Below are 11,753 nucleotides of genomic sequence, written 5' to 3' on the forward strand. Positions count from 1 at the left end.
GGGTGAGGACGCCCCGTGTGACGCCGCCCCCGCTCCGCCGACCGCAGGCATCCGGGGAGGAACGCGCGGCCCCCGCCGCCCTGCGCAGGGGCCGATCCTACTGGGGGCCCGCGCCCGCGGCCCCGCCCGCCCTCCACGGGGCCGCGCACGAACCGAGCGGGTAGGGTAACGCCGCGCCAACTCGTGGCCGCGCCCGGCCGGTTCCGCCCGGCCGGCGCCCCGCGCGAGGACCGCACCGGCCGACCGCCGGCGCCGCACCGGCCGACCGCCGGCCCGCGGCACCGCGCACCGGCGCCGAGCACCCGGCACCGAACACCGTCACCGAACACCGTCATCAAGGGGGAGCGCCCAGTGCGTCGAGCGAACGAGGTACGGGCATGACGACACCCGCGACCACCGGCTTCTGCCGGGTCACCGTCGTCGCCCCGGACAGCCGGATCGACGTCGCCCTGCCCGAGGACGTCCCGCTCGCGGACGTGTACCCCGAGGTGCTGCGACTGTCCGGCCAGACCCAGCCCGACGGCGTCCCCACCGGCTTCCACCTGGTTCGCCGCGACGGCACCGTGCTCGACGGCGGCCGCTCCCTCGCCGCCCAGCAGGTGCGCGACGGCGACCTGCTCAACCTGCGCCCGTTCGCCGAGTCGCTGCCGCCCGCCGTCTACGACGACGTCGCCGACGCGATCGCCACCGCCGGCGAGACCGACCGCCGGTTCTGGAGCCCCGAGCTGATGCGCGCCTTCGGCCTCGTCGGCGCCGGCGTGCTGCTCACCCTGCTCGGCTTCGCGCTCTGGTTCGCCGACCTGCGCCACGACATGCACGGCGTGCCCGGCGTGCTCTCCGGCGTCGTCGCGGTGGTGCTCACCGCCCTCGCCGGCGTCCGCGCCCGGGTCTACCGGGACGCCTGGGCCGGCCTCGCGCTCGGCCTCGGCGCCCTGCCGCACGCCCTGATCGCCGGCAGCGGCGTCCTCGCGCCGACCGGCGGCCCGCTGGACGGCCCCGGCCGGCTCCAGTTCCTGACCGGCTGCGTCGCCGTCCTGGTGGTCGCCGTCCTGCTGGTCGGCCTGCTGCCGGAGAAGGATTCCCTGTTCGTGGCCGCCGCCTTCCTGGCCGCGGCCGGAGCGCTCGCCACCTTCGCCGCCGTCCTGCTGCCCGGCACCCCGGTCCACCACATCGCCGCCGTCACCGGCGTCGCCGCCGTCGCCGTGATCGGCTTCCTGCCCGGCCTGTCCGCCCGCTTCGCCCGGCTGCCGGTCGGCTACAGCGCCCCCGGCCAGACCCGCGCCCGGGGCCGTGACCACGACGAGGAGGCCGCCCGCGCCGAACTGGTCCAGTACGAGCGGATCGCCCACCAGGCCCGTCGCGGCCACGAGGTGCTGGTCGGCCTGGTCGGCGGCTGCGCCGCGGTGGTCGTCGGCGCCTGCGCGGTGCTCGGCTTCACCGACCGGACCTTCCCCGAACTGCTGGCCCTCGTCCTCGGGCTGGCCGTCATGCTCCGGGCCCGGCTGTTCCGCTACAGCGCCCAGGTCTTCGCGCTCACCACCGCCGGGCTGCTCGGCCTGTCGCTGCTGATCGTCGGACTCTCCCTGCACACCCCGCAGTTCGTGCTGCGGATCGGCCCCGGCTCCACCGGCGCCGACCTGCGCACCGTCTGGCTGGCCGCCTCGATCGCCTTCGGGGCCGCCGTCCTCACCGCGATCGCCCTGGTGGTGCCGCGGCTCGGGGTCTCCCCCTTCTGGGGGCGCGTCCTGGACCTGGTCGACAGCCTCACCCTGATGTCGCTGGTCCCGCTGGTGCTGGCCGTCCTCGACGTCTACCGGCTGGTCCGCGGCGCCACCGGCTGAACCGCGTGTCCCCGGTCCGCGCGCCGGGGCCGCCGACGGTCCGCGCCGACGGCACTGGTACGCTTGGCCTCCGAGCGCAGCCGTGTGTCCGTCCCCGGGTGGGACGACGCCCGTCGGCCGCGCCCGTACACGACACCGAGTTCTCGCAGAGTCCTGTGCCGTAAACCAGGAACGCTCGGTATCACCTCGAAGGAGTTTCAGTGCCTCTCGCCGCTGACATCAAGAAGCAGATCATGACCGAGTTCGGCCAGAAGGAGGGCGACACCGGCTCCCCCGAGGTCCAGGTCGCCATGCTCTCCCGCCGCATCTCGGACCTGACCGAGCACCTCAAGACCCACAAGCACGACCACCACTCGCGTCGTGGCCTGCTGATCCTGGTCGGCCAGCGTCGCCGCCTGCTGCAGTACCTGGCCAAGAAGGACATCGAGCGCTTCCGTACGCTCGTCGACCGCCTGGGCATCCGTCGCGGTGCCGCCGGCGGCGCCCGCTGAGAACGCCGCACGGGGCGGCTCCCCACACCGGGGAGCCGCCCCTCGCGCGTATGCCGCGACCGGTGACGGGGGTGCCCACCGCGGCGCCCACGCGCACCGACCGGCGATAACAACTCGCGCGCACCTCCCCGGGTGCCCGAGGATTGCACCGTAGGGTTGTGGGCATGCCGGTGATGGCGCCGAAAGCGCGCCACCGGGCAGCAGGACCCGAACCCCCCGCGGGACGAAGGCTTCAAACGGAAGCCGCCCGCATCCGAGAGAGCGTCCAGACGCGGACCGCCCGTCCGATACCCGGCCGGCCGAGAGGCGCCGGTCCTCGGTAGTGGCCGCCGGAGGCCCCGCAGACCGAAGCGGGGAACCGCCGGAGGCTTCGATCGAAGACCGGCCCGGACCGTCCAGGGTCAGCACGCAGGCGATTACGCGGGGACGCTCTCCCGGAGAACGTACGAAAGAGGAGATCTTCCAGGTGGAAGAGAACGTGTTCTACGCCGAGGCCGTGATCGACAACGGTTCCTTCGGCACCCGTACCATCCGCTTCGAGACCGGCCGTCTGGCCCGTCAGGCCGCCGGCTCCGCCGTGGCCTACCTGGACGACGACACCATGGTGCTGTCGGCCACCAGCGCGTCCAAGCAGCCGAAGGAGCACTTCGACTTCTTCCCGCTGACCGTGGACGTCGAGGAGCGGATGTACGCCGCGGGCCGCATCCCCGGCTCGTTCTTCCGTCGCGAGGGCCGGCCCTCCGAGGACGCGATCCTCACCTGCCGCCTGATCGACCGCCCGCTGCGCCCGTCCTTCGTCAAGGGCCTGCGCAACGAGATCCAGGTCGTCGTCACCGTGATGGCGCTCAACCCGGACCACCTGTACGACGTGGTGGCCATCAACGCCGCCTCCGCCTCCACCCAGCTCGCGGGCCTGCCGTTCTCCGGCCCGATCGGTGGCGTCCGCGTCGCGCTGATCAACGGCCAGTGGGTGGCCTTCCCGACCCACAGCGAGCTGGAGTCGGCCGTCTTCGACATGGTCGTGGCCGGCCGCACCCTGCCGGACGGCGACGTCGCGATCATGATGGTCGAGGCCGAGGCCACCGACAAGACCATCAAGCTGGTCGAGGGCGGCGCCGAGGCGCCGACCGAGGAGATCGTCGCCGCCGGTCTGGACGCCGCCAAGCCGTTCATCAAGGTCCTCTGCGCCGCCCAGGCCCAGCTGGCCGCCCAGGCCGCGAAGCCGACCGGCGAGTTCCCGGTCTTCCTGGACTACCAGGACGACGTGCTCGCCGCGCTGACCGCCGCCGTCAAGGACGAGCTGGCCCAGGCCCTCACCATCGCGGGCAAGCAGGAGCGCAACAACGAGCTGGACCGCGTCAAGGCGCTGGCCGCCGAGAAGCTGCTGCCCGAGTTCGAGGGCCGCGAGAAGGAGATCAGCGCCGCCTACAACGCGCTGACCAAGAAGACCGTCCGCGAGCGCGTCATCAAGGACAAGGTCCGCATCGACGGCCGCGGTGTCACCGACATCCGCACCCTGGCCGCCGAGGTCGAGGCCATCCCGCGGGTGCACGGCTCGGCCCTGTTCGAGCGCGGCGAGACCCAGATCCTGGGTGTCACCACGCTGAACATGCTCCGCATGGAGCAGCAGCTGGACACGCTCTCCCCGGAGACCCGCCGCCGCTACATGCACAACTACAACTTCCCGCCGTACTCGGTCGGCGAGACCGGCCGCGTCGGTTCGCCGAAGCGCCGCGAGATCGGCCACGGCGCGCTGGCCGAGCGGGCCATCCTGCCGGTGCTGCCGTCCCGCGAGGACTTCCCGTACGCCATCCGCCAGGTCTCCGAGGCGCTGAGCTCCAACGGCTCCACCTCGATGGGCTCGGTCTGCGCCTCCACCATGTCGCTGCTGAACGCCGGTGTGCCGCTGAAGGCCGCCGTCGCCGGTATCGCCATGGGCCTGATCTCGCAGGAGATCGACGGTGAGACCCACTACGTGACCCTCACCGACATCCTCGGTGCCGAGGACGCGTACGGCGACATGGACTTCAAGGTCGCCGGTACCCGCAACTTCATCACCGCGCTGCAGCTGGACACCAAGCTCAACGGCATCCCGGCGTCGGTGCTCGCCGCCGCGCTGAAGCAGGCCCGCGACGCCCGCCTGCACATCCTCGACGTGATGAACGAGGCCATCGACTCCCCGGACGAGATGTCCCCGAACGCGCCGCGCATCATCACCATCAAGATCCCGGTGGACAAGATCGGTGAGGTCATCGGCCCCAAGGGCAAGATGATCAACCAGATCCAGGAGGACACCGGCGCCGAGATCACGATCGAGGACGACGGCACCATCTACATCGGTGCCGCCGACGGCCCGGCCGCCGAGGCCGCCCGCACCACGATCAACCAGATCGCCAACCCGACCATGCCGGAGGTCGGCGAGCGCTACCTGGGCACCGTGGTCAAGACCACGACCTTCGGCGCCTTCGTCTCGCTCATGCCGGGCAAGGACGGTCTGCTGCACATCTCGCAGATCCGCAAGCTCGCCGGCGGCAAGCGCGTCGAGAACGTCGAGGACATCCTCGGCGTCGGCGCCAAGGTGCAGGTCGAGATCGCCGAGATCGACCCGCGCGGCAAGCTCTCGCTGATCCCGGTGGTCGAGGGCGAGGAGAACGGCGAGGCCGCTTCCGAGTGAAGCGCCGCTAGCTGATCCCGCGGCCCGCACGCCCCCAGCGGCGTGCGGGCCGCACCCTGTTGTCCCCCCATGCTTCGACGGATTGCTTTCTACGGAGGTACCCCCGTGGCCCTGGCCTCGGCGGCGACGCAGCGCCCCGGCACGACCCGGACCCTGCTGAAGGGCGCGGACGGCGCCGGAACCGTGCGCCGCACCGTCCTTCCCGGCGGCCTGCGCGTCGTCACCGAGACCCTGCCGACGGTGCGCTCCGCGACCTTCGGCATCTGGGTCGGGGTCGGCTCTCGCGACGAGACCCCTCAGCTCAACGGCGCCACGCACTACCTGGAGCACCTGCTCTTCAAGGGCACCGAGCGGCGCAGCGCGCTGGACATCTCGGCCGCCCTGGACGCGGTCGGCGGCGAGATGAACGCCTTCACCGCCAAGGAGAACACCTGCTACTACGCGCGGGTGCTCGACACCGACCTGCCGCTGGCCATCGACGTGGTCTGCGACATGCTCACCGGCTCGCTGATCCGCCCGGAGGACGTCGAGGCCGAGCGCGGCGTCATCCTGGAGGAGATGGCGATGGCCGAGGACGACCCGGGTGACGTCGTCCACGACCTCTTCGCCAAGGTGATCTTCGGCAGCGGTCCGCTCGGCCGCCCGATCCTCGGCACCCAGGAGACCGTCCGGTCGCTCACCCGCGACCAGATCGCGAACTTCTTCCACCGCCGCTACCGGCCCGAGCACCTGGTGATCGCCGCGGCCGGGAACCTGGACCACCGCAAGGTCGTCCGGCAGGTCGAGCAGGCGTTCGCGCCGATGCTCGCCAAGTCCGAGGCCGCCCCCGCCGACGCCCGCCGCGGCGTCAAGGCGGTGCGCACCGCCGGCCGGGTCGAGGTGCTCAACCGCTCCACCGAGCAGGCCCACCTGGTGCTGGGCGTGCCCGGGGTGCCGCGCCACGACGAGCGCCGCTGGGCGATGGGCGTGCTCAACGCGGCCCTCGGCGGCGGGATGAGCTCGCGGCTGTTCCAGGAGGTGCGGGAGAAGCGCGGCCTGGCCTACTCGGTGTACTCGTACTCCTCCTCCTACGCGGACAGCGGCCTGTTCGGCATCTACGCCGGCTGCCAGCCCAAGCGGGTCGAGGAGGTGCTGCGGATCTGCCGCGAGGAGCTCGCCAAGGTGGTCGCCGAGGGCATCACCGAGGAGGAGCTGCGGCGGGCGGTCGGCCAGATCTCCGGCTCCACCGTGCTCGGCATGGAGGACACCGGCTCGTTGATGAACCGGATCGGCAAGGCCGAACTCAGCTACGGCCACCACCTGTCGGTGGACGACATGCTGGCGAAGATAGCTGCGGTGACCCTGGACGACGTGCACGAGGTCGCCCGTGATGTGCTGGGCGCGTACCGGCCCTCGCTCGCGCTGATCGGCCCGATCACCGACAAGCGGGCCGCCAAGCTGGCCGACCTGCTGGCCTGAAGGGACTACTCACCATGACGCTGCGAGTCGCCGTCATCGGCGCCCGGGGCCGGATCGGCTCGGAGGCCGTCAAGGCCGTCGGGGCCGCCCCGGACCTGGAGCTCGTCGCCACCCTCGGCCGGGGCTCGGACCTCTCCGAGCTGACCGACGCCGGGGTCCAGGTCGCTGTCGAACTGACCCATCCGGACTCGGTGATGGGCAATCTCGACCACTGCCTGTCGCACGGCATCCACGTGGTCACCGGCACCACCGGCTGGACCGAGGAGCGGCTCGCCACCGTCCGGGGGCAGCTCGCCGCCGCGCCGGAGCTGGGCCTGCTGATCGCGCCGAACTTCTCCATCGGCGCCGTGCTCGGCATGAAGTTCGCGCAGGCCGCGGCCAAGTACTTCGAGTCGGTCGAGGTGGTCGAACTGCACCACGACCACAAGGCGGACGCCCCCAGCGGCACCGCCACCCGCACCGCCCAGCTGATCGCCGCCGCCCGCGCGGAGGCCGGCCGGGCGCCGCAGCAGGACCCGACCACCCACGGTCTCCCCGGCGCCCGCGGCGCCGACGTCGACGGGGTGCCGGTGCACTCGGTGCGGTTGCGCGGCCTGCTCGCCCACCAGCAGGTGATGTTCGGCGACGAGGGCGAGACCCTCACCGTCCGGCACGACTCGCTGCACCACAGCAGCTTCATGCCGGGCATCCTGCTCGGTGTGCGCAAGGTCGTGGAGACGCCCGGGCTCACCCTGGGCCTCGAACACTTCCTGGACCTGTGAGCCCGGCATGACCTCCCGTACCGGCTTCTTCGTCCTCTCCGCGGTCCTCGCCCTGGTCGCGCTGATCTGCGTCGGCGAGGGCGTTCAACTGGTCGCCACCGGCAAGCCGCTGGGCATCGGCCTGGGCCTGTGCGCCTTCGTCATCCCGGTCGTCGGCCTGTGGTTCCTGCGCCAGACGGTCCGCTTCGGACGGGACAGCGAGCGGCTCGCCCGCGAGCTGGAGGCCGAGGGCGGCCTGCCGGTCGACGAGCTGGAGCGCACCGACGCCGGGCGGATCGACCGCGCCTCGGCCGACGCGGTGTTCGCCCGCCGCAAGGCCGAGGCCGAGGCCGCCCCCGGCGACTGGCGGGCCTTCTTCCGGCTCGCGGTCGCCTACGCCGACGCCGGCGACGTGCCGCGCGCCCGCAAGGCCATGCAGCACGCGATCCGGCTGCACCGCGGTACCACCACCGACACCACCACCGGCACCATGAGCAAGCCTGCGAGGAGCAACGCTTGAGCGAGGAAACGACCGCTCTCCGGTTCCGCGGCGACATCACCGCGGATCTGGTCCGCGCCGCCGCCGCGGACTCCGACGTCATCTGGTCGGCCCGGGTCTCGACGGCGGGGGAGCAGTCCCTCGAAGCCCTCCAGGAGGACCCGGACAAGTCCGCGGGCCTGATCAACTTCCTGATGCGCGACCGGCACGGCACGCCGTTCGAGCACAACTCGATGACCTTCTTCATCAGCGCGCCGATCTTCGTCTTCCGCGAATTCCACCGCCATCGCAGCGGATGGTCTTTCAACGAGGAGTCGGGCCGCTACCGCGAGCTGCAGCCGGTCTTCTACGTCCCCGACGAGGACCGCAAGCTGGTCCAGCGGGGGCGCCCCGGCCGGTACGAGTTCGTCGACGGCACTCCCGAGCAGTACGACACCGTCACGGCCTCGATGGAGGCGGCCTACCGGGAGTCCTACGAGCGCTACCAGGAGATGCTGGCGGCGGGCGTGGCCCGGGAGGTCGCGCGTGCGGTGCTGCCGGTCGGGCTGTTCTCCTCGATGTACGCGACCTGCAACGCCCGCTCGCTGATGCACTTCCTGTCCTTGCGCACCAAACGCGAGTACGCGGTGGTGCCGTCGTTCCCGCAGCGCGAGATCGAGATGGTCGCCGAGCGGATGGAGGAGCAGTGGGCGGAGCTCATGCCGCTCACCCATGCGGCCTTCGAGAAGCACGGCCGGGTCGCCCCCTGACCTGCGGTGACGGGCATCCGGGGGGAGTGTCGGGCATGTCTGGATTGCGGCATTTCCGACCTCTCCCTACGCTCGTGAACACGGATTCCGGTGCTGCTTGAACCCCCGAGCACGCAGCACCGGAATCCCATGTTTCCGCTGCTGGCACCGGTTCCGCGGGGGCCGTACCGGGACGATCCCGGACTGTTCCGGAGGCACACCCGTCCGAACCGTGGACCGGCCTGGGTGTCGCCCCACCGCCTACGAGTAGTTTTGGACACATGGCTCCGACCTCCACCCCCCAGACGCCCTTCGGCCGGGTCCTGACCGCGATGGTGACACCGTTCACCGCCGACGGCGGCCTCGACCTCGACGGCGCCCAGCGCCTCGCCGCGCACCTCGTCGACTCCGGCAACGACGGCCTCGTCGTCAACGGCACCACCGGCGAGTCCCCGACCACCAGCGACGCCGAGAAGGCCCAGCTCGTCCGAGCCGTGGTGGAGGCGGTCGGCGACCGGGCCCACGTGGTGGCCGGCGTCGGCACCAACGACACCCACCACAGCGTCGACCTGGCCCGGCAGGCCGCCGCCGCCGGCGCGCACGGGCTGCTGTCGGTCACGCCGTACTACAGCAAGCCCCCGCAGGAGGGCCTGTACCAGCACACGGTGCGGATCGCCGACGCCACCGAACTGCCCGTCATGCTGTACGACATCCCGGGCCGCAGCGGCGTCGCGCTCAGCCACGAGACGCTGGTCCGGCTGGGCGAGCACCCGCGGATCGTGGCCAACAAGGACGCCAAGGGCGACCTCGGTGCCGCCTCCTGGGCCATCGCCCGCTCCGGCCTCGCCTGGTACTCCGGCGACGACATCCTCAACCTGCCGCTGCTGTCGGTCGGGGCCGCGGGTGTGGTGAGCGTGGTCGGGCACGTGGTCGCGGGCGAGCTGCGGGCCATGGTCGAGGCCCACCTGGCCGGCGATGTGGCCAAGGCCACGGCGGTCCACCAGCGCCTGCTGCCGGTGTTCACCGGTATCTTCCGCACCCAGGGCGTGATTCTCACCAAGGCCGCGCTGGACCTCCTGGGTCTGCCGGCCGGCCCGCTCCGTCTGCCCCTGATCGGCGCGACTCCGGAGGAGATCGCGCAACTGAAGAAGGATCTCGCCGCCGGCGGGGTAGACCTGTAACAGACATCGACGTGCGCGCCCCGGCTCGCCGGACCCTCACGGGCCCGCCGCTGGACCGGACCGAAGGCGCGAGAGCACAGACCTGGTAGGAAAACCGACACCGAGAACGCACGCCATATGTCTCGCGGGGGAGGACCCCGGACATATGGCGTGCTTCGTGAGGAGAGTCTTTTGAGCCACCCGCATCCCGAACTCGGCACCCCGCCGGCCCTCAAGGCGGGCGCCCTGCGCATCACCCCGCTCGGCGGTCTCGGCGAGATCGGCCGCAACATGACGGTCTTCGAGTACGGGGACCGCATTCTCATCGTCGACTGCGGCGTCCTCTTCCCCGAGGACGAGCAGCCCGGCGTCGACCTGATCCTCCCGGACTTCACCTACATCCGGGACCGTCTGGACAAGATCGACGGCATCGTCCTCACGCACGGCCACGAGGACCACATCGGCGCCGTCCCGTTCCTGCTCCGGGAGAACCCGGACATCCCGCTGATCGGGTCGAAGCTCACCCTGGCGCTCATCGAGGCCAAGCTCGCCGAGCACCGCATCCGCCCGTACGTGCTGGAGGTCGCCGAGGGCGACCGCGAGCGGATCGGCCCCTTCGACTGCCAGTTCATCGCGGTCAACCACTCCATCCCGGACGCGCTGGCCGTGGCCGTGCGCACGCCCGCCGGCATGGTCGTCGCCACCGGTGACTTCAAGATGGACCAGCTGCCGCTCGACGGCCGGCTGACCGACCTGCCGGCCTTCGCCAAGCTGGCGGAGGAGGGCATGGACCTGCTGCTGGTGGACTCCACCAACGCCGAGGTCCCCGGCTTCATCCCGTCCGAGCGGGACATCTCGGTCGCGCTGCGCAACGTCTTCGCGAGCGCCGAGAAGCGCATCATCGTGGCCTCCTTCGCGAGCCACGTGCACCGGATCCAGCAGGTGCTGGACGCCGCGCACGAGCACAAGCGCAAGGTCGCCTTCGTCGGCCGCTCGATGGTCCGCAACATGGGCATCGCGCGCGATCTCGGGTACCTGAAGGTCCCCGGCAACATGGTCGTCGACGTCAAGCAGCTCGACGACCTGCCGGACAAGGACGTCGTGCTGATCTGTACCGGTTCGCAGGGCGAGCCGATGGCAGCGCTGTCCCGGATGGCCAACCGCGACCACCAGATCCGCATCGTCGAGGGCGACACCGTCGTCCTCGCCTCCTCGCTGATCCCCGGCAACGAGACCGCCATCTACCGGGTGATCAACGGCCTGACCCGCTGGGGCGCCAAGGTCGTCCACAAGGGCAACGCCAAGGTGCACGTCTCGGGCCACGCCTCGGCCGGCGAGCTGCTGTACTTCTTCAACATCTGCAGGCCGCGCAACCTCATGCCGGTGCACGGCGAGTGGCGCCACCTGCGGGCGGCGGCCGATCTCGGCATCGCCACCGGCGTGCCGCGCAACCGCGTGGTCATCGCCGAGGACGGCGTCTGCGTCGACCTGGAGAAGGGCGTCGCCCGCATCGTCGGCAAGGTTCAGGCCGGCTACGTGTACGTGGACGGCTCCTCGGTCGGCGACATCACCGAGGCTTCGCTCAAGGACCGCAGGATCCTCGGCGAGGAGGGCTTCATCTCCTGCTTCGTCGTGGTGGACTCCACCAACGGCAAGATCGTCGGTGGCCCGAGCATCCAGGCCCGCGGTTCCGGCATCGACGACGCCGCGTTCGTCCCGGTGGCGGCCAAGCTCCAGGAGGCGCTCGACCGCTCGGCGGGCGACGGCGTTCTGGAGATCCGTCAGGTCCAGCAGTTGGTGCGCCGGACCCTCGGCAAGTGGGTGGCGGACAACTACCGTCGTCGTCCGATGATCCTGCCGGTCGTCGTCGAGGTGTGATTTGACGTGGGGCAACCCGGTGCGTAATGTTCTCCGGGTTGCCCCACGGGACGGCCCCCAGTCGAAGTACTCGAAATGAAATTCGAGAACGGAGCGGGAAAACGGCCCGAAAAACTCTGCTAGAGTTCGGGAGCGCCGAAAGGCCAGAGCAAATTCGATGAATGAAACTCCGGAAAACGGAGCGGAAAACATCTGATAAGCTTGGAACACGAAAGAACGAAGCGCCCGGAGGGCCGGTGTGAAAGCCGCCTGAAGGAAGCGTCCGTTCCTTGAGAACTCAACAG

General features: G+C 71.1%; 9 protein-coding genes. All 9 read left to right on the top strand.

Annotation, left to right across the window (positions count from 1 at the left end; all coding sequences use genetic code 11):
* Positions 1 to 377: 377 nt before the first annotated feature.
* The 9 genes from eccD to ACIQ9P_RS37110 all read left to right on the top strand — a co-directional run bounded on the left by eccD (position 378) and on the right by ACIQ9P_RS37110 (position 11,469).
* Positions 378 to 1,841, top strand: coding sequence for a type VII secretion integral membrane protein EccD (eccD, locus tag ACIQ9P_RS37070; RefSeq protein ID WP_402366206.1), 1,464 nt, complete (start codon positions 378 to 380; stop codon positions 1,839 to 1,841).
* A 200-nt stretch (positions 1,842 to 2,041) separates the two neighbouring features.
* On the top strand, positions 2,042 to 2,332 hold the full coding sequence (gene rpsO / locus ACIQ9P_RS37075) for a 30S ribosomal protein S15 (protein ID WP_402366208.1): 291 nt from the start codon (positions 2,042 to 2,044) through the stop codon (positions 2,330 to 2,332).
* A gap of 466 nt (positions 2,333 to 2,798) precedes the next feature.
* Positions 2,799 to 5,006 (top strand): polyribonucleotide nucleotidyltransferase, encoded by a 2,208-nt coding sequence (locus tag ACIQ9P_RS37080; protein WP_030397712.1) that lies wholly within the window; start codon positions 2,799 to 2,801, stop codon positions 5,004 to 5,006.
* Between the two features lie 69 nt (positions 5,007 to 5,075).
* Complete coding sequence (locus tag ACIQ9P_RS37085; protein WP_402366212.1) at positions 5,076 to 6,464, top strand: M16 family metallopeptidase; 1,389 nt, start codon at positions 5,076 to 5,078, stop codon at positions 6,462 to 6,464.
* A gap of 14 nt (positions 6,465 to 6,478) precedes the next feature.
* Entirely contained in the window at positions 6,479 to 7,225 is a 747-nt protein-coding gene (gene dapB / locus ACIQ9P_RS37090; protein ID WP_402366214.1) for a 4-hydroxy-tetrahydrodipicolinate reductase, read from the top strand.
* A gap of 7 nt (positions 7,226 to 7,232) precedes the next feature.
* Entirely contained in the window at positions 7,233 to 7,724 is a 492-nt protein-coding gene (locus ACIQ9P_RS37095; protein WP_402366217.1) for a hypothetical protein, read from the top strand.
* Positions 7,721 to 8,452: an FAD-dependent thymidylate synthase gene (gene thyX, locus ACIQ9P_RS37100; protein ID WP_402366220.1), complete on the top strand. Its 732-nt coding sequence runs from the start codon at positions 7,721 to 7,723 to the stop codon at positions 8,450 to 8,452. Before ACIQ9P_RS37095 ends, thyX begins: the two co-directional genes overlap by 4 nt.
* Positions 8,453 to 8,712: 260 nt before the next feature.
* Positions 8,713 to 9,612 (top strand): 4-hydroxy-tetrahydrodipicolinate synthase, encoded by a 900-nt coding sequence (gene dapA, locus ACIQ9P_RS37105; protein WP_402366223.1) that lies wholly within the window; start codon positions 8,713 to 8,715, stop codon positions 9,610 to 9,612.
* A gap of 171 nt (positions 9,613 to 9,783) precedes the next feature.
* Positions 9,784 to 11,469: a ribonuclease J gene (locus ACIQ9P_RS37110; protein ID WP_402366227.1), complete on the top strand. Its 1,686-nt coding sequence runs from the start codon at positions 9,784 to 9,786 to the stop codon at positions 11,467 to 11,469.
* Positions 11,470 to 11,753: the final 284 nt, after the last annotated feature.

This window comes from Kitasatospora sp. NPDC094019 (assembly GCF_044764505.1).
Taxonomy (GTDB): Bacteria; Actinomycetota; Actinomycetes; order Streptomycetales; family Streptomycetaceae; genus Kitasatospora.

Coding starts and splice junctions, on each gene's coding strand:
- ACIQ9P_RS37085 (WP_402366212.1), top strand. CDS start 5,076: ATGCTTCGACGGATTGCTTTCTACGGAGGTACCCCCGTGGCCCTGGCC.
- dapB (WP_402366214.1), top strand. CDS start 6,479: ATGACGCTGCGAGTCGCCGTCATCGGCGCCCGGGGCCGGATCGGCTCG.
- ACIQ9P_RS37095 (WP_402366217.1), top strand. CDS start 7,233: ATGACCTCCCGTACCGGCTTCTTCGTCCTCTCCGCGGTCCTCGCCCTG.
- eccD (WP_402366206.1), top strand. CDS start 378: ATGACGACACCCGCGACCACCGGCTTCTGCCGGGTCACCGTCGTCGCC.
- dapA (WP_402366223.1), top strand. CDS start 8,713: ATGGCTCCGACCTCCACCCCCCAGACGCCCTTCGGCCGGGTCCTGACC.